This window comes from Halorussus halophilus (assembly GCF_008831545.1).
GTDB lineage: Archaea > Halobacteriota > Halobacteria > Halobacteriales > Haladaptataceae > Halorussus > Halorussus halophilus.
This window is the reverse complement of sequence record NZ_CP044523.1, coordinates 1,868,230-1,885,043: the sequence shown is the minus strand read 5'-3', so window position 1 is coordinate 1,885,043 and position 16,814 is coordinate 1,868,230. Positions and strand designations below refer to the sequence as shown.

19 protein-coding genes are annotated in these 16,814 nt (G+C 61.2%); 13 read left to right on the top strand and 6 right to left on the bottom strand.

Annotated elements, in window-relative coordinates; genetic code table 11:
• Positions 1-5 precede the first annotated feature (5 nt).
• Positions 6-1,424 carry a cryptochrome/photolyase family protein gene (locus tag F7R90_RS09270; RefSeq protein ID WP_158057174.1) on the top strand — a complete coding sequence of 473 codons (1,419 nt, stop codon included), beginning with the start codon at positions 6-8 and terminating at the stop codon, positions 1,422-1,424.
• Positions 1,425-1,453: 29 nt separating this feature from the next.
• Here F7R90_RS09270 and F7R90_RS09265 read toward each other — a convergent pair whose 3' ends face one another.
• On the bottom strand, positions 1,454-1,717 hold the full coding sequence (locus F7R90_RS09265; RefSeq protein ID WP_158057173.1) for a DUF7521 family protein: 264 nt from the start codon (positions 1,715-1,717) through the stop codon (positions 1,454-1,456).
• On the bottom strand, positions 1,717-2,073 hold the full coding sequence (locus F7R90_RS09260; protein ID WP_158057172.1) for an ArsR/SmtB family transcription factor: 357 nt from the start codon (positions 2,071-2,073) through the stop codon (positions 1,717-1,719). The genes F7R90_RS09265 and F7R90_RS09260 overlap by 1 nt, the downstream gene beginning before the upstream one ends.
• Positions 2,074-2,229: 156 nt before the next feature.
• Here F7R90_RS09260 and F7R90_RS09255 point away from each other — a divergent pair, with 156 nt between their 5' ends.
• From F7R90_RS09255 to F7R90_RS09230, 6 genes are all read left to right on the top strand, one after another.
• Positions 2,230-3,012, top strand: coding sequence for a DsbA family protein (locus F7R90_RS09255; RefSeq protein WP_158057171.1), 783 nt, complete (start codon positions 2,230-2,232; stop codon positions 3,010-3,012).
• Positions 3,009-3,539, top strand: a complete 531-nt coding sequence (locus tag F7R90_RS09250; RefSeq protein WP_158057170.1) for a hypothetical protein — start codon at positions 3,009-3,011, stop codon at positions 3,537-3,539. Before F7R90_RS09255 ends, F7R90_RS09250 begins: the two co-directional genes overlap by 4 nt.
• A 121-nt stretch (positions 3,540-3,660) precedes the next feature.
• Positions 3,661-4,287 (top strand): superoxide dismutase, encoded by a 627-nt coding sequence (locus F7R90_RS09245; protein ID WP_158057169.1) that lies wholly within the window; start codon positions 3,661-3,663, stop codon positions 4,285-4,287.
• A 172-nt stretch (positions 4,288-4,459) separates the two neighbouring features.
• A complete protein-coding gene (gene sod / locus F7R90_RS09240; protein WP_158057168.1) occupies positions 4,460-5,071 on the top strand; it encodes a superoxide dismutase in 612 nt (203 codons plus the stop codon).
• A 111-nt stretch (positions 5,072-5,182) separates the two neighbouring features.
• Complete coding sequence (locus F7R90_RS09235) at positions 5,183-5,839, top strand: TMEM175 family protein (protein WP_158057166.1); 657 nt, start codon at positions 5,183-5,185, stop codon at positions 5,837-5,839.
• 188 nt (positions 5,840-6,027) lie between these two features.
• On the top strand, positions 6,028-7,137 hold the full coding sequence (locus F7R90_RS09230; protein ID WP_158057165.1) for a PstS family phosphate ABC transporter substrate-binding protein: 1,110 nt from the start codon (positions 6,028-6,030) through the stop codon (positions 7,135-7,137).
• A gap of 6 nt (positions 7,138-7,143) precedes the next feature.
• On the opposite strand, the gene F7R90_RS09225 is transcribed toward F7R90_RS09230, so the two are convergent.
• Entirely contained in the window at positions 7,144-7,575 is a 432-nt protein-coding gene (locus F7R90_RS09225) for a DUF7522 family protein (RefSeq protein ID WP_158057163.1), read from the bottom strand.
• A gap of 341 nt (positions 7,576-7,916) precedes the next feature.
• Here F7R90_RS09225 and F7R90_RS09220 point away from each other — a divergent pair, with 341 nt between their 5' ends.
• Both F7R90_RS09220 and F7R90_RS09215 read left to right on the top strand, forming a co-directional pair.
• Entirely contained in the window at positions 7,917-8,189 is a 273-nt protein-coding gene (locus F7R90_RS09220; protein WP_158057161.1) for a DUF5827 family protein, read from the top strand.
• Positions 8,186-8,983, top strand: a complete 798-nt coding sequence (locus tag F7R90_RS09215) for an ATPase (RefSeq protein ID WP_158057159.1) — start codon at positions 8,186-8,188, stop codon at positions 8,981-8,983. The genes F7R90_RS09220 and F7R90_RS09215 overlap by 4 nt, the downstream gene beginning before the upstream one ends.
• A 16-nt stretch (positions 8,984-8,999) precedes the next feature.
• On the opposite strand, the gene F7R90_RS09210 is transcribed toward F7R90_RS09215, so the two are convergent.
• Positions 9,000-9,575, bottom strand: a complete 576-nt coding sequence (locus F7R90_RS09210; RefSeq protein ID WP_158057158.1) for an MBL fold metallo-hydrolase — start codon at positions 9,573-9,575, stop codon at positions 9,000-9,002.
• A gap of 105 nt (positions 9,576-9,680) precedes the next feature.
• On the opposite strand from F7R90_RS09210, the gene thyX reads away from it, so the two are divergent.
• A complete protein-coding gene (thyX, locus tag F7R90_RS09205) occupies positions 9,681-10,424 on the top strand; it encodes an FAD-dependent thymidylate synthase (RefSeq protein ID WP_158057156.1) in 744 nt (247 codons plus the stop codon).
• Between the two features lie 42 nt (positions 10,425-10,466).
• Entirely contained in the window at positions 10,467-11,168 is a 702-nt protein-coding gene (locus tag F7R90_RS22825) for a hypothetical protein (protein ID WP_158057154.1), read from the top strand.
• A gap of 4 nt (positions 11,169-11,172) precedes the next feature.
• On the opposite strand, the gene F7R90_RS09195 is transcribed toward F7R90_RS22825, so the two are convergent.
• Positions 11,173-11,658: an Lrp/AsnC family transcriptional regulator gene (locus tag F7R90_RS09195; protein WP_158057152.1), complete on the bottom strand. Its 486-nt coding sequence runs from the start codon at positions 11,656-11,658 to the stop codon at positions 11,173-11,175.
• A gap of 102 nt (positions 11,659-11,760) precedes the next feature.
• On the opposite strand from F7R90_RS09195, the gene F7R90_RS09190 reads away from it, so the two are divergent.
• Positions 11,761-14,778 carry an FAD-binding and (Fe-S)-binding domain-containing protein gene (locus F7R90_RS09190; protein ID WP_158057150.1) on the top strand — a complete coding sequence of 1,006 codons (3,018 nt, stop codon included), beginning with the start codon at positions 11,761-11,763 and terminating at the stop codon, positions 14,776-14,778.
• 3 nt (positions 14,779-14,781) lie between these two features.
• Here the strand turns inward: F7R90_RS09190 and F7R90_RS09185 are convergent, their stop codons facing one another.
• A complete protein-coding gene (locus F7R90_RS09185) occupies positions 14,782-15,540 on the bottom strand; it encodes an SDR family oxidoreductase (RefSeq protein ID WP_158057148.1) in 759 nt (252 codons plus the stop codon).
• An 81-nt stretch (positions 15,541-15,621) separates the two neighbouring features.
• On the opposite strand from F7R90_RS09185, the gene F7R90_RS09180 reads away from it, so the two are divergent.
• Positions 15,622-16,788 (top strand): metal-dependent hydrolase family protein, encoded by a 1,167-nt coding sequence (locus tag F7R90_RS09180; RefSeq protein WP_158057146.1) that lies wholly within the window; start codon positions 15,622-15,624, stop codon positions 16,786-16,788.
• The last annotated feature ends 26 nt before the right edge of the window (positions 16,789-16,814 follow it).

The window sequence follows — 16,814 nt, the reverse complement described above, 5'->3', positions numbered from 1 at the left end:
CTTCCGTGCATCTTCACTGGCATCGTCGGGACCTCCGAGTCGCCGACAACCGTGCGCTGGCCGCCGGAGACGACCAGATTCTTCCGGTGTTCGTCTTCGACCCCGAAATTTTGAGGCACGGGTCGCCGTCCCGAGTCGCGTTCATGCTCGACGCGCTCGAAGCTCTCCGGGAGTCGTACCGCGAACTCGGCGGCGACTTGGTTGTCGCGCACGGTGACCCACGCGAGGAACTGCCGCGACTCGCCGACAAGTACGACGCAGACGCTATCTACTGGAACCGGGACTACTCCGGTATCGCCCGCCAACGCGACTCTGAGGTGAGACTTTCGCTCGACGAAGCCGCGGTTTCGCGGGCCGCCTACCACGACGAACTGCTCCACGAACCTGGCACGATTCGGACGAACGAGGGCGAACACTACTCCGTCTACACCTACTTCTGGAAGAAGTGGCGCGACCGGGGAAAAGACGACGCCCTTGACGTGCCAGACGCCGGACGAATCGCCGAAGTGTCGGGAGCGGTCGGGAAACTCCCGACGCTCTCAGAACTCGGCTTCGAAGAGCCAGACGCAGACGTGCCTCCTGCTGGAACCGACGAGGCGCGCGAACTACTTGCCGAGTTCTGCGACGACGCCGTCTTCCGCTACGAGGAAGACCGCGACTATCCGACGCGGAACGCGACTTCTCGGCTCTCGGCCCATCTCAAGTGGGGCACCATCGGTATTCGAGAGGTCTGGGAAGCGACTGAGAGCGCGATGTCGAAGGCCGACGGCGACCCGGACGACGAGGAGAGCGAAGCCGCCTCCGTTCGGGAGTTCCAGTCGCAACTCGCGTGGCGAGAGTTCTACGCGCACGTGCTGTCGGCCCGGCCGGACGTAGTGTCGAACAACTACAAGGGCTACGAGAATCCCATCGAATGGCGTGACGATTCTGAGGCGCTTCAGGCGTGGAAAGACGGCGAGACTGGGTATCCAATCGTCGATGCCGGAATGCGCCAACTCAGACAGGAAGCGTACATGCACAACCGCCTACGGATGATAGTTGCCTCCTTCCTCACGAAGGACCTGATGCTCGACTGGCGCGCGGGCTACGATTGGTTCCGCGAGAAACTGGCCGACCACGACACCGGCAACGACAACGGTGGCTGGCAGTGGGCCGCCTCGACGGGAACCGACGCCCAACCGTACTTCCGCATCTTCAATCCCACGACGCAGGGCGAACGCTACGACGAAGACGCCGAGTACATCCGGAAGTTCGTTCCCGAACTAGAGAGCGTTCCGGCCGACGAGATTCACGAATGGACCGAACTGAGCGACGACCGACGCGAGGAACTCGCGCCGGAGTATTCCGCACCAATCGTAGACCACAGCGAGCGCCGCGAGCAAGCCATCGAGATGTTCAAGAAAGCGCGCGGCGAGGAGGACTGAGTGGAAGTCGGAGCAGTCACGTAGGTTCGCTACCCGTACAGTGAGTAGAGGACGAACCCCATGCCGGTGGCGACGAGACCGGTCTGGACGACGCCGAGCGTTCCCGGTGCCATCCCCGAGGCTCGGATGAACGAACAGCCCATGATACCGCCGAAGGTGAGGAAGACGAACCCGACGCCGACGAACAGCATCGGTTCGCTCTCGTTGCGGCGATACCCCTGAAAGCCCCGTAGCGCGATGAGGAGGCCGAGTCCCATGGTCAAGAGTTTACCGACGAAGAGCATGCCTTCCATCACTCCTCACCCCGAATTCCGTGCCACACGTCCGTGAAGCGGTCGGCGGCGTGGCCCTCGTCGTCGCCGAGTTCGACCTCGATGCCGTTCTCTTCGACGAACACTTCGATTCGTTCGACGGTCGCCGCGTAGCGGGCGTAGTGGTTGCCGTCGGGTGCTGGTTCGGTACGTTTCTCCACGAGGTCGCAATCGAGTAGGTCGTTGAGTCGGCGGTAGATGGTTGGCCGGGAGGCCTCACACTCCGCGTCGAGTGTCTGTGCAGACATCGGTTCACGGCTCGTTTTGGTGAGGATAGTCCGCGCACACTCGTCGTCGAGTAGGCCCAACAGGTCCGCGGAAGTGCAGTCCTCACTCACGTTCCCTGTTTCCCGTCGCGGATTTTAAAACCTACCGGGCTACTTCACGCGCTGAGACTGCCCATCCGGGGTTAAGTGGCCGTGTCGATTCACTCCCGGTTGTGGCCGTATCCGGGCCGCCCGACAACCATGACCGGACAGACGACTAGACGGACGATGCTGAGTGGAACCGCCGCCGCCCTCGCTGGACTCGCTGGCTGTTCGAGCCTCACGGGGTCACCCAGTCAGGAAACGACGAACTCCGAGGCCGGACCCGCGACCACGACGGTCGCGAGGACGCAAGCAAGTGGGACCGCGACGACCGGTGGTGCGGGCAACGCTGGAGACTCCCTGCTGTACGCGACGGACGGCACGACGAACTACGGTGTTCAGATGCAGGCCAACCCCGTGATGGGGGCGAAAGACGCGCCCGTCGACATCTACTACTGGAGCGACTTCCAGTGTCCGTTCTGCGAGAAATTCGAACAGAACGCCCTCCCGAAGTTGACGGAGAACGAAGTTCGCAGTGGAGAGGTCCGCCTCGTCTTCCTCGAATTCCCGAACATCGGCGACGCGTCTACGACCGCCGCGCGGATGTCCAAGTGCGTCTGGCGACAGGTTCGAGAGTCGAACCCCGCCGCGTACAAACGGTGGCACGCCGCCGTCTTCGACGCCCAGAAGAAGCCGAACTCTGGGTGGGCCTCCAAGGAAAATCTTTACGCTATCACGCGGAAGGTAAACGGCGTGAAACTCGACCGGCTTCGAAAGTGCCTGCGAGAGAACAGACAGTGGGCGAGTTCGGAAATCGACGCCGACGTACAGACCGCACGAAAGAGCGGGATTTCCGCGACCCCAGGGTTCGTCCTCTACAATCCGAAGTCGGACAAGGCCGGGAAGATAGTCGGCGCACAGCCCTACGAGCGATTCCAGAGTGCCATCGAGAAAGTTCGAAACGCATGACCACGACCGACACAGCTTCGCGGTTAGGACGCCAACTGCGAGACGCGCTGTCCTATCCGTTCGAGACTGGACGGCGAGTCGCCGCAGTCGCAGTCGTCACCGTCCTCACGTACGTCTTGCTCGTACTGAGTACGTTCCCCGGAATGTCGATGCAGATGCTGGGTGCGGGCGTCCACTGGTTCGACGAGACGCTTGTGTTGCTGACTCAGAACACCTACGCCACGAACGGCGCGACTGGCCTTGGCATGATAGTGCTGTACGCGCTGTTGACCGGTATCGCTGTCGTCCACACCGCTGGGCAGATCAGGACGACGGGTGTCTCCAGCGGGTCGGACCTGTTCGGCGTCCTTCCCGGCATGGTGGCCTCTGGCTGTGCGAGTTGTGGCGCGGGCCTGCTCGGGTTCCTCGGGTTCGCTGGCGCGCTGGCGGCGCTCCCGTTCCACGGCGACTTACTACGAGTGGGTGGTATCGTCCTACTCCTGGGATTCCTTGCGCGTGCTGGCGACCCCCGAGAGTGTTCGCTCTGATGGCGCTCCGAGCGTCCGATTTGGACGCGAAGTCGAGTGTCCGAAAAGCCGCATATCGGGGTTTCGAGGGCTTGCACATCGTTTAACAACGCCCCCGTCGTGCGAGCATCGGGGGAGACCAATGGCGACCTACACACTACCGGACCTACCGTACGACAATGACGCGCTCGAACCGGTCATCGACGAGCGCATCATGGAACTGCACCACGACAAGCACCATCAGGGCTACGTAGACGGCGCGAACGCCGCTCTCGACAAGTTAGAGAGCATGCGAGACTCCGACGAGTGGGGCGACACGCGCGCGGTCAAGCGAAGCCTCGCGTTCAACCTCTCGGGCCACGTCAACCACACCGTCTTCTGGCAGAACATGGACCCGAACGGCGGTGGACAACCGGATGGCCCGCTGTCGGACGCTATCGACGACCACTTCGGGAGTTTCGACCAGTTCAAAGCCGACTTCTCGGCGGCCGCGAAGAACGTCGAAGGCTCCGGATGGGGGATGCTGGTCTACGACCACATCAGCGACGAACCACTCGTCGTCGCGGCGGAGAACCACCAGAACCAGCATCCGCAGGGTGCGACGCCACTGCTCGTCCTCGACGTGTGGGAGCACGCGTACTACTTACAGTACGAGAACAACCGCGGCGACTACGTGGACAACTTCTGGGACATCGTCAACTGGGACGACGTGAGCGACCGGTACGACAACGCACGGAAGGCCGACACGATTCCGGCACACACTCGGTAGCGACGCGACGAACGATTCGATTTCTTCGTCTTTCGGCCGACGCGCCCAGGCACTCGATTCGGGTCCTGCCGTCTTCTTCGCGGAGAAAATTCCCGACCTAGATACGTGCTACCAAACGACTTCTCAAGGTTTAACACCGATAAGTGACAAAATTACGCCGGAGGAGATACACATGTCCGAGCAATCCAACCCCGAACTGCCACCGCTTCCGTACGACTACGACGCGCTCGAACCGCACATCAGCGAACAGGTGCTCACGTGGCATCACGACACCCACCATCAGGGCTACGTCAACGGCCTTGCCGGTGCGGAAGAGACGCTGGCCGAGAACCGCGAGAGCGGCGACTTCGGTAGCACCGGGGGCGCGCTCGGTGGCGTGACCCACAACGGCTGTGGTCACTACCTGCACACGCTGTTCTGGGAGAACATGGACCCGAACGGCGGCGGCGAACCCGAAGGCGACCTGCTCGCCCGCATCGAAGAGGACTTCGGTTCCTACGAAGGCTGGAAGGGCGAGTTCGAGGCCGCTGCGAGCGCCGCAGGTGGCTGGGCACTGCTCGTTTACGACTCGGTCGCAGGCCAACTCCGCAACGTCAAGGTAGACAAGCACGACCAGGGCGCACTCTGGGGCAGTCACCCCATCCTCGCGCTCGACGTCTGGGAGCACTCCTACTACTACGACTACGGCCCGGACCGTGGTGACTTCGTGAGCAACTTCTTCGAGGTCATCGACTGGGACGACGTCGCGGAGAACTACGACGAAGTCGTCGGCACCTTCGAGTAAGTCGGCAGACTCACCTCGTTTTTTGCGGCGGTCGAAGTAGTCCGTGAGTGGACCACTCGGAAAACTGGGAAGCGGCACAAAGCGGTTGTGTATTGCTAGCGCAGAGGATCTATGGCCGTTCCGTTTCGGAGAGAATCAGAGGAGACGGACAGACTCCCGGCGTTGAGTGACGGGGTCATCGCCATCGCAATCACGCTGTTGGTGCTGGACATCACGGTTCCAGCTATTCCAGAAGGGGTTCCGGTGTCGTCCCTCCCGAACCACGTGTTCGAGCAGTGGCACGAGTTCCTCGGTTTCGTCCTGAGTTTTCTGGTCATCGGTATGTACTGGATACTCCACCGGCGAATCTTCGTTCACTTCGAAAAACACGATAGAGGAGTGTTGTGGCTCAATCTGCTCTTCTTGCTTATGGTCGCGTTCGTTCCCTTCGCTACTAGCATGTTCACGACCTATCCGAACCAGTTCGGTGTCATGGTGTATTCCGGCGTGCTGGCACTCACCGGGTTCACACTCTTCGTACTGTGGCTGTACGCGTCGTGGAAGAACCTCGTCGAGGAGGGTCTCGCTTCCCGGACCGTCAGGATTCAATCGGCACGTTTTCTCAGTTCGCCACTGGTGTTTGTCCTCTCGATAGTCGTCGCGGTGTTCGACTTCGAACTAGCGATTCTCACGTGGTTGCTTCTGATTCCGGTGAACGCCCTCTTGCAGTCACGACTCGTCCGAAGCGTCGAAGAATCGCTGCAAGACTCGGAGTCGGGCGCTCGGTAACTGACTCTCCACTCCGTCCTAATTTCGAATGCTGATATATCTACGTACGGAGTAGTATCCCTGCCACAAATTCACAAACTATAGGTTACCCATGTGAATCACTTCCAATAGAGAGAAATAATTAGATATGGATAAAATATATATTTTCTTCGGAGGGTTTAAGCAGTAGACGCGGCTCGATTCGGGTGATGACAGACCAAACGTCACGACGGACGTTCCTACAGGCTGCTGGTGCTGGAAGCACGCTCGCACTCGCTGGTTGCGTGGGAAGCTACGCGAACAGTGGTCAACCGGAAGGAAAAGGCGGCGACTCCGGAACGGAAAGTGGCAGTGGAACCTCGGACGGAAACAGTTCGGGGACGCTGAAGGCGGGCGGTTCCTCGACGGTGTTCCCCATCGCCAACACGGCGGGGTCGGTCTGGTCGTCGAACCCGCCAGCAGACGACAAGGAGTACTGGGGCCCGAGCCAGTACGGCATCGACACAGACGAGAGTCTCGCCGACTACTGGGCGGGTCTCTACGGTTTCGAGGGCGGCGACAGCGGCAACCCGCCGTTCCGCGTCTCGGTCGGGCTTAGTCACTCTGGGACCGGACTGGAGAAACTGAAGAAGGGACTCGTGGACATCGGCAACGCGAGTGCGCCGGTCGATGCGGAACTCCCCGACGCCAGTGAAGAAGAGTTGAACAAGTTCAAGAATCACGTCGTCGGCGTGGACGCCCAGCCTATCGTCGTCAGTAGCGAAATAAAAGAAGCAGGCGTCACGAAACTCACTGCGGAAGAAGTCAAGCAAATCTACACGGGCGAAATCGAGAACTGGAGCGAGATTTCGTCGTACAGTGGCGAAGAGAAGGAGATTCAGGCCGTCGGTCGTTCGGTCGGGTCTGGGACCGACACTGCGTTCCGCGCGAACATGCTCGGCTCTCCGGACGCGAAGATGCCGGGCGTAGACGTACGCAAGGGCCAAAATCAGCAGGTCAAGACGCTGGTCCAGAAGTCCAACAACGCCATCGCCTACATGGCGCTCGCGTTCGTCACCCCCGACGTGCCCGCCGTGAAACTCTCCTTCGACGGTAAGGTGTACGAACCGGGCAAGAACCTCGCCGAGAAGAGTTACCCGCTCTCGCGTGACCTCCATTGCTACACCTACGATGGCACCTCGAAGAAGGAAGCCGCCTTCCTGCGCATGATAGTCAGTGAGTTCGGTCAGCAGAAGTACGTCGAGACGCAGGGCTACGCGAAACTGACTGCCGAGCGCCGCAAAGAAGAGAAACAGAAGTTGCCCGAGACGACGAAGTAAGTCTGCTCACTCGGGGTCGAACGCCTCCGGCGGATACGCTTCGACGAGTTGCTGCACGCTCTCGCTGAGGTCGCCGAAGTTGTACCCCTCCGAGCGACGGTCGAAACTGGCGAAGAGACCGATTTTCCGCTCGTCTTCGGCGAGGAACGTTCGGAACTGTTCGTACTCGTCGAATCCTCTGACGGTGTACTCGTAGGACGTGTAGTGGAGGTCGGAGTACGTCTCGCGCGTGACGTAGCCGTACCGCTCGTTGTCCACGAACGTAGCGACGTCGAGGTCCGCTATCTTCTCGGCCACGTCGTCGCGGAGGAACAACGACTCGTGGCCGGATTGGTCGAACAACCAAACGTCGCGGAGTGCATCGCCCCCGAACGAAGAGAACGCATCGACCAGTTCAGTTTTGCCGTCCGGAAACTGCTCCTCGATACCATCGCCCATATACTGCCCAACGTCCGAGGGACGTAGTATAAATATTCGGTTTGACGTTTCAGACGTATTTGTGGTTCGATGCCTACGGCGTCACGGTTCCGGGTGGTGGCCCGCTCCGCGGCCTCGCCTCCTGTTTCGCGGTTTCACCGCTTCACTTCGAGACCTTCACTCGCTTCGCTCGTTCACGTCTCGCTCTCCTCCACGGCTTCGCCGTTCCGGTACGAGGCCCGCTCCGCGCGCCTCGCTTCCTGTTTCGCGGTTTCACCGCTCCACTTCGAGACCTTCACTCGCTTCGCTCGTTCACGTCTCGCTTCGAACGTTTTACGCACCACACCCCCGTAGCCCGACACATGCCGAAATCCAAGGACGAGTTCGACCAACTCCACCCCTGTGACTTCTACGAGGCCGACGAACTACTGGAACCCGAGAAGATGTACACCGTCTACGAAATCGCCCGACTCATGCAGGGTCTCGACCCGAACGCCGAAATCGACGTGGAGACCGAGGAGATACTACTGGACTGGGCGATTCCGTGGGTCATCGTCAACGCGGAGGACCTCGTCGTCGGCGAACCCGAGAGCGACGACGAACCGGGCTACTACGGACTGAAGACCGACACATGACGATACTGGTCGTCGGCAGTGCGCGAGTAGACGCCGGGAAGACGACGTTCACGACCGGCCTGCTCGCCCGCATCGACGGCGTCGGGTTCAAACCGCGTGCGGGCAACGACTACTGGTTCGACCACGACGACTACCGCCGCGCGGTCGAGGCAGGCCGACTCTACGGTAAGGACGCCAAGCGACTCGCGGCCGCGAGTCGCGGCGATTGGAAACCGGAATCGCTCAACCCCGTCCATCGACTCTGGCGACCCTCACCAGGTCCCGACACCGGACTCGTCGGGACGGCTCGCCGCGAGTTCGTCTGCGACCGCGTCGGCGACTCGTTCGTCGTGAACGCCAACGCCGACGTGCCCGAGTCTGCGCGGGCGAACCTCTCGCTCGCCGACGCCGACCGCGTCACGACCGTAGACGAGTTAGACGCCGTGACTCGAAGCCGTCACCTCCCGGCGTTCGAGCGACTGGCCGAACAGATTCGAGAGACGAAGCGTGCGGTCGTCGAGTCTTACGGCGACATCGCGGTTCCTACCAGCGACGTGGAGTTCGACGCCGTCGCAGTCGTGGAACCCGGTCGGATGACCGCCTATCGCGGTGACCGGTTTTTGCGAGCGCGGAGCGTCGCCTCCGGGAGCGCCCGCGACGGCCGACTCGAAGCGCACGTCTCCGACGTGACAGACCCCATCGACCCCGAAGCGGTCGTCTCGCTTCCGGCACTCGGTGGCGAAGAACGAACAGCCCCAGAACGAGTGGACGAGGCGTACGCCGAGGCTTACGACGCGTTGCTCGACCTGACCTAATCCTGCTCGACTCGGCCTAGTTCATCCGAGCGGCGCGCGCCGCCAACTCGATGTCTTGGCTCGGATTCATCTCGACGCTCGGCCCGTGACCGGTGTGCATCGCGCCGAGGTCGTCCACCGCCGCACGCATGCGGTCGATGCTCTCGATTAATTGTTCGCGGTCGCCCTCCTCCAAGTCGGTGCGGCCGAAACTCCCGTTCTGGAAGACGAGGTCGCCCGCGAACAACACGCCCGCGGCCGTCGAGTAGAAACAGAGATGGTCGTTCTTGTGTCCCGGCGTGTGGTAAGCTACGTACTCGTCGTCGCCGAGAGTGACCGACTCCTCGTCTGCGATGGCGTGGTCCACACCTGGTTGGTCGGTGTCGTAGCCCCACGCGTCCACGCCGAAGGCGTCCTTGACCGCTTGGAGGTTGCCGACATGGTCCGGGTGAGTGTGGGTCAGCACGACTGCGTCGAGGTCGATGTCGCGTTCTTCGAGTTTTGCCACGATGTCGAAGTTCGCTCCCGTATCGACCAGTACCGTCCGCTCGCCCTCCACGAGGAAGGCGTTGCTCGTGAACGCCTGCGCACCGCGCGCAAGATTCGTTATCATGTTCGCCGGTAGGGACGCGGGGGGTTTGTGCCTATCGTTGAGGGGTGGACGAGGTGACGACAGAACGTTTTTGATGGCACCGACGAGAGAACCGACCAGAGACACATGGAGGTTACACTGCTGGAAGCCACCGACGACCCCGAGGAGGTCATCTGTACCGGCGCGCGCAACGACTACATGAGCGACTTCGTCGGCGACCAGACGTTCGAGGAGCGGATGGCGTCCATCGAAGGCGACGACATCGAGGAGAAGAAGCGAACGCTCATCGGCCACCTCCTCAGCCACGGTCACTATGGCCCGTTCGAACACGTCCAAGCGACGTTCGCAGTGAAAGGCATCAGTCGGTCCTGCATGGCACAGATAACACGCCACCGCCACGTCAGTTTCGACGTCCAGAGTATGAGGTACGTCGCGTTCGACGACGTAGACCCCGAGGCTGTGGGCGAGGGCGAGATGGTCGTCACGCCGCCCTCCGCGAGCGACCCGGACTGGATCGGACGTAACCAGAAAGGCGGTGCAGTGGACGACGAAACCATCGAGAAGCGCGAGGAGATATTCCAAGAATCGGTCAAGCGGTCCGTCGAGGAGTACCAGGAACTCCTCGACTTGGGAATGCCCCCCGAGGACGCCCGATTCGTCCTCCCTATCGGGACAGAGGTGAACATGGTCATGTCGATGAACGCCCGGATGTTGATGCACGTCGCAGACATGCGCGCGGCGGCAGACAGTCAATGGGAAATTCGTGAAATGACTGAGAGAGTTCTTGATTTGGCGAAGGAATGGTGTCCCATCACGTTCGCGTACTACGAGGAGAACATGAAAAACCGAAAGAACAGACTAGCACCATAGCATGCCGATAACTATTTAGTCAATATAGACTAAATTTAGGTTGTGGCAGATACTTGTCCATCCTGCAGGCGTAATTTCAAGCGACTTGGAACTCACTGGGCTAGGTCTGAGTGTGAAAGGCCGTCGTTTTCAGAACACCAAATTGAAATTCTTGTTGGCCTACTTATGGGGGATGGAGATATACATGGTCGAAGCGACCCTAACCCTCATTTTCGTATTCGAATGACGAATCCTGCATTTCTCTCCTACTTGGACGACTGCTTTGGCGTTCTTTCTACGGGTGTCTTTTTAGATCGTGATGCAGATTACCAGTACAGACAGGCCGCAGAATCGGAGCATGAGAAATTTACAGTAACGAACAGGGAAGAATACAATGACCTACACGGATTACGGACACGATCACATCCACAACTTCACGAACTTAAGCAGTGGTACAGATCTGGGGAGAAAAGGTTTCCTAGCGATCTTACGATTACGCCGACGATAGCGAAAATGTGGTATGTCTGTGACGGTTGGCTTGCACAGGAGAAAGATCACCGACCGTGTGTGATGATAAAGGCAACAAACGAAGCTGACCGAGCAGAATATCTGAAAAATTTATTTTCGGAACAAGGGTTGGAACCGCATTTCACCCGAACAGAACTCCAGTTTACAACCAACCAAACTGAGGGATTTCTGGACTGGATAGGGTCACCACTACCCGGATTCGAATACAAATGGCCGTCGCTACGAAACCAAGAGTAGAACTCTATTCTTCCGCCAATTCCGAAATCAGCGTCTCCAGACTGTAGCTCTGGAACGGTCGCTCTGTGTCCCGAAGCGTCGAGATGACGAACGTCGAGTTCGTGCGCTCGACTTCCGGAATCGCCTCGAAATCACTGATGAGGCGCTCGACCGCGTCGCTATCTGGCAAGCGAGCGATGACGATGAAGTCGGTCTCGCCCATCGTGAAGAACGCCTGCGTGACCCCCTCGACCTCACGAATCTTGTCGCCGACGGTCTCGTACGGACCGGTGTAGTCCGCCAGCACCTCCGCGACGACGGTGACGCCCAGTCCGGCCTTTTCGAGGTCGATGTCGTAGAGGTCGTTCTCGATGACGCCAGCCTCGCGGAGATTCTTCAGTCGGTAGTGTATCGTCGAGACGGGGATGTCCGTCTCCTCGCTCAACTTCTCGGGACTGCCGGTCCCCAAGTCCGAGATAGCTTTCAGGATAGTCACGTCGCGTTCGTCCATCTCCCGGGAGTGTAAGTCCTCGCGCTAATTAAGTGTCGGGCTGTCGTGACGAGCCCTGCCCGAAGCCAACCACTTTTCGGCAACCCCGCCCTACGGCGACCTATGGCCACACGTGACGCTAGCGACACAAGCGACGCTGGCGACCCACCGGACAACAGCAACCCCGCAGACGACGAACGGGCCGACTACGACTACCAGTCGGCCGACGTACAGCGCCCCGGACTCGTCGCGGACCTCCAGTCGCTTGTGGACGGCGAGGTGCGATTCGACAGCTACTCTCGACAACTCTACGCGACGGATGCCAGTGCGTACGAGGTGACGCCAATCGGCGTCGTCTTCCCGACGAAGACGGCGGACGTGGCGGCGGTGATGGAGTACTGCGCCGACCGAGAGGTTCCGGTCCTCCCGAGAGGAGGGGGAACGAGCCTCGCCGGGCAGTCCGTCAACGAAGCAGTCGTACTGGACTTCACGCGGCACATGGGGACCGTGCTGGACGTGGACCCGGAGAAACAGACCGCTCGCGCGCAACCCGGCGCGATACTGGGGGAACTGAATCAGGAACTCGCGCCACACGACCTCAAGTTCGCGCCGGACCCCGCGTGGGGCGATAAGTCGGCGCTCGGCGGAGCCATCGGCAACAACTCGACTGGCTCGCACTCGCTGAAGTACGGCAAGACCGACGCTTACATCGAGGAATGTGAAGTCGTCCTCGCAGACGGGACCGTGACGACCTTCGGCGAGGTGACGCTAGCCGAACTCCGTGCGGAGGGCGACCCCGAAGGCGACATCGAGGCGCGAATCTACGCCGAAGTTGCGCGCGTCGTGGACGAAGAGAGCGAAGCCATCGAGGAGGCGTACCCCGATTTGAAGCGCAACGTCTCGGGGTACAATCTGGATAGACTCGTCGAAGAGTCGAACTCAGAATCGGGCACCGTAAACCTCGCGCGCTTGCTCGCCGGAAGTGAGGGCACGCTGGCAATCGTCACGGAGGCGAAAGTCGGTCTCGAACCAGTGCCTGAAACGAAGTCGATGGCGTTGCTGGCGTACGACGACCTGCTCACCGCGATGGCGGACGTGGCTCCGATTGTGGACCACGACCCCTCCGCCGTCGAGGTGCTGGACGACGTGCTCATCGACCTCGCGCGCGAGACAGAGGAGTTTCGCGACGTGGTCGAGATGCTCCCCGAGGGGACGAACTCGGTCCTGCTCGTGGAGTTCTACGCCGAGGACGACGCGGACGGCAAGGAGAAGGTCGAGGAACTGAGGAAAGACAGAGGCCAGAGCGAGGACGCGAACGCCTTCGGCTTCCTCGAAGCTCACGACGAAGCCGAACGCGCGCGATTCTGGAAGCTCCGGAAGTCCGGACTGCCGATTCTGCTCTCGCGGACTTCCGACGCCAAACACATCTCGTTCATCGAAGACGCCGCGGTGCCGCCGGAGAACCTCCCGGAATACGTTGCGGACTTCCAGCAGGTCTTGGAGGACAACGACACCTTCGCCAGTTTCTACGCCCACGCCGGGCCGGGGTGTCTGCACATCCGGCCGCTCGTGAACACGAAGAGTCCGGCCGGAGTCAACCAGATGGAAGCCATCGCCGACGCCGCGACGGACCTCGTGGTCGAGTACGACGGCTCCGTCTCTGGCGAACACGGCGACGGCCGGGCCCGAACGCAGTGGAACCACAAGCTGTACGGCGACCACGTCTGGGGCGTGTTTCGGGACCTCAAATCGGCGTTCGACCCCAACTGGTTGCTGAATCCCGGCCAAGTTTGCGGTGACGTGGACATGACCGAGAACCTGCGGTTCGACCCCGATTACGAGTTCAGCGCGGGCTTCGCGCCCGAGTTGAACTGGGACAACGAGAACGGCTTTCAGGGGATGGTCGAACTCTGTCACGGCTGTGGTGGCTGTCGCGGCGGCCAAGAGACGACCGGTGGCGTAATGTGTCCGACCTACCGCGCGGCGGACGAGGAGGTCACCGCGACGCGAGGGCGCGCGAACATGCTCCGACAGGCGATGAGTGGTGACTTGCCTGAAGACGAGCAGTTCGACGTGGAGTTCATGGCCGAGGTGATGGACCTCTGTATCGGCTGTAAGGGCTGTGCCCGCGACTGTCCGAGCGAGGTCGATATGGCGAAACTCAAAGCCGAAGTCGAACACGAGTACCACGAGCGCCACGGCGTGGAACTACGGGAACGCATCTTCGCCAACATCGACCGCCTCTCGGAGTTGGGGAGTAAATTGGCTCCGCTCTCGAATCTGGCCAGCAAGATGCCGGGCGCAAGAGCACTGCTCGAAGAGACAGTCGGCATCGCCAGCGAACGGAGTCTCCCTCAATTCCACCGGGAGAGCCTCACCGACTGGTTCGAGAATCGTGGCGGGCCACGGATTCGGACCGACGACGCGACTCGGAAGGTCCTGCTGTTCCCCGACACCTACACGAACTACAACCATCCCGACGCGGGCAAAGCCGCGGTGAGTGTCCTCGAAGGCGCGGGCGTCCGCGTCGAAATTCCCGATGACGTGACGGCGAGCGGTCGTCCGGCACACTCGAAGGGGTTCCTCGACAAGTCCCGCGAGCAAGCTGAACAGAACGTCGCTGCGCTCGCACCCCGCGTCAGGGACGGCTGGGACGTAGTGGTAGTCGAACCATCCGACGCAGTGATGCTACAGTCGGACTATCTGGACTTGCTCTCGGACGAGTCCGTCGAACGAGTCGCCGCGAACACCTACGGCGTCTGTGAGTACCTCGACTCGTTCGACTTCGACCTCGACTTCGACGCCCCCGCCGAAACGCTGACCTATCACGGCCACTGCCACCAGAAGGCGACGAAGAAGGACGGCCACGCCGCGAGCGTCCTGCGAGCGGCGGGCTACGAGGTTGACGACCTCGACTCGGGATGCTGTGGAATGGCCGGAAGCTTCGGCTACGAGGCCGAACACTACTCGATGAGTCAGGCAATCGGTGAGATTCTGTTCGAGCAAGTCGAACAGAGCGAGAGCGACACCGTCGTCGCGCCGGGAGCCTCGTGTCGGACTCAGTTGGGCGATTGGGAGGGCAAGGAGATGGGGGACGAACCACCGCACCCAATCGAGAAAGTGGCGCAGGCGCTCGATTGAATCCTAGAACCCACTGAACTTGTCGCGCCGGTAGATGTCGAGTTCGCTGACCGTCGAGCCCTCCTGTTTCGCGGCGAAGAGAATCGCCTCCGCGACTTCCTCCGGTTCGGTCACCTCGCCTTCTTCGAACCGCTCGGCGAACGACTGGCCGTAGCTGTCGCCGAACTCCGAGCGGACCTCCGTGGGGTTGACGACGGTGACCGCGACGCCATCCGAACCGACGTTACCTTCGACGCTGTGGGCGAAGCCTCGGACCCACCACTTGCTCGCGGCGTACACCGGGTTGAACGGCCGCGGGTACTGTCCGGCGAAACTTCCCACGAAAATCAGGTTGCCTCGTTGTTCTCGGAGATGCGGTAACGCCGCCCGCGTCGCGTAGAAGACGCCATCGACGTTCGTCTCCATCATCGTCTCGTAGTCGTCGGTGGACAGTTTCTCTACGGACTCTCCGCGAGCGAGTCCGGCGTTACAGACCAGTACGTCGAGTTGGCCGAACTGCTCGACTGTCGTCTCGACCATCTCCTCGACGTTGCCTTCGTCCCGTACGTTCGTCGGGACGGTGAGGGTCTCCGCGCCGTGTTCGCTCTCGATTTTCTCGCCGATGTCTTCCAGCACCTTCTCGCGGCGGGCGGCGAGTGCCACGCTCGCGCCTTCGCGGGCCAGTGCGTGCGCGGTCGCCTCGCCGATTCCCGAACTCGCGCCGGTGACGAGCGCGGTCTTGCCGTCGAGTGGTGCCTCGCGGTCGAGAGATGTGTCTGCCATACCAATCGTGCGGCACCCGGTCTGTTGGCTCTTTCGCCGGTACCTAGTAATTTAGGGGCCAGCGCGCGAATAGAGGGGACGATGCTGGTACTCCGTGGTGGAACGGTCGTAGACGCAGATGGTGCGCGGGCCGCCGACGTGGTCGTCGAAGATGGAATGGTTACCAAGGTGACCGCACGCGGTGACTCGACGGCTCCCGAGTCGGCCGATGTCGTGGATGCAGACGGACAGTACGTCGTCCCCGGACTGATAGACGCACACGTTCACCTGATGGCAGACGGGCGGGCCGACCTGAGTTCGACAAAAGACGACAGCGAAGCGACGCTGGCGTACCGTGCCGCGGCGAACCTCGAAGCCGCACTCGACGCAGGCGTGACGACTGTTCGTGACCTCGGCGCACCCGGTTCGCTCGCACTCGACGCCCGCAAGGCGGTCGAGGCAGGCGTTCTCGACGGCCCGCGAGTGCTGGCGTGCGGACAGAACGTCATCATGACCGGCGGTCACGGCCACTGGTTCGGCAGGGAGGCCGACGGCGTCCCGGAGGTCAAGAAAGCAGCCCGAGAGCAACTCAAGCGCGGCGCTGACGTGGTCAAGTGCATGGCGACTGGGGGTGTCCTGACGGAAGGCGCGATGGTCGGCGCGCCCGAACTCGACGAAGCGGAGTTGACCGCGCTGATAGAAGTGGCCGCCGCGAAGCGTGTTCCGACCGCGGCCCACGCCCACGGCACGGCGGGCATCAAGAACGCCGTCCGCGCGGGCGTCTCCAGCGTCGAACACGCGACGTTCATGGACCGCGAGGCGGCCGAATTGATGGCCGACCGAGGGACGTACTGGGTGCCGACAGCCAAAGCCCTCCACGGCATCGAGGAGGCCGGAACAACGGCAGGAATCCCAGAGTACGCAGTTCGTAAAGCCGAGGAAGCGTCCGACGCGTTCGAAGACGCGTTCGACCACGCGCTCGACGCCGGCGTCCCCATCGCCATGGGAACCGACGCCGGGACGCCGTTCAACTTCCACGGCGACAGTCCCGAAGAACTGGAACTACTGGTCGAGTACGGACTCTCCGAACGGCACGCGTTGGAGGCCGCGACGGTCAACGCCGCCAACTTGCTGGGACTCTCCGACTCCGGAAAAGTGTCTGAAGGCTACAGAGCAGACCTCTTGGTGTTAGATTCGAACCCACTGGAGGACGTGACAGCGTGGCAATCGACGGCACGAGTCATGTCATCTGGTACCATGGTTCGGTGACAGTCCTACGTCAAAAGGTCTTTTAT

Coding starts and splice junctions, on each gene's coding strand:
- F7R90_RS09265 (WP_158057173.1), bottom strand. CDS start 1,717: ATGGAAGGCATGCTCTTCGTCGGTAAACTCTTGACCATGGGACTCGGC.
- F7R90_RS09255 (WP_158057171.1), top strand. CDS start 2,230: ATGCTGAGTGGAACCGCCGCCGCCCTCGCTGGACTCGCTGGCTGTTCG.
- F7R90_RS09250 (WP_158057170.1), top strand. CDS start 3,009: ATGACCACGACCGACACAGCTTCGCGGTTAGGACGCCAACTGCGAGAC.
- F7R90_RS09245 (WP_158057169.1), top strand. CDS start 3,661: ATGGCGACCTACACACTACCGGACCTACCGTACGACAATGACGCGCTC.
- sod (WP_158057168.1), top strand. CDS start 4,460: ATGTCCGAGCAATCCAACCCCGAACTGCCACCGCTTCCGTACGACTAC.
- F7R90_RS09235 (WP_158057166.1), top strand. CDS start 5,183: ATGGCCGTTCCGTTTCGGAGAGAATCAGAGGAGACGGACAGACTCCCG.
- F7R90_RS09230 (WP_158057165.1), top strand. CDS start 6,028: ATGACAGACCAAACGTCACGACGGACGTTCCTACAGGCTGCTGGTGCT.
- F7R90_RS09225 (WP_158057163.1), bottom strand. CDS start 7,575: ATGGGCGATGGTATCGAGGAGCAGTTTCCGGACGGCAAAACTGAACTG.
- F7R90_RS09220 (WP_158057161.1), top strand. CDS start 7,917: ATGCCGAAATCCAAGGACGAGTTCGACCAACTCCACCCCTGTGACTTC.
- F7R90_RS09215 (WP_158057159.1), top strand. CDS start 8,186: ATGACGATACTGGTCGTCGGCAGTGCGCGAGTAGACGCCGGGAAGACG.
- F7R90_RS09210 (WP_158057158.1), bottom strand. CDS start 9,575: ATGATAACGAATCTTGCGCGCGGTGCGCAGGCGTTCACGAGCAACGCC.
- thyX (WP_158057156.1), top strand. CDS start 9,681: ATGGAGGTTACACTGCTGGAAGCCACCGACGACCCCGAGGAGGTCATC.
- F7R90_RS09195 (WP_158057152.1), bottom strand. CDS start 11,658: ATGGACGAACGCGACGTGACTATCCTGAAAGCTATCTCGGACTTGGGG.
- F7R90_RS09190 (WP_158057150.1), top strand. CDS start 11,761: ATGGCCACACGTGACGCTAGCGACACAAGCGACGCTGGCGACCCACCG.
- F7R90_RS09185 (WP_158057148.1), bottom strand. CDS start 15,540: ATGGCAGACACATCTCTCGACCGCGAGGCACCACTCGACGGCAAGACC.
- F7R90_RS09180 (WP_158057146.1), top strand. CDS start 15,622: ATGCTGGTACTCCGTGGTGGAACGGTCGTAGACGCAGATGGTGCGCGG.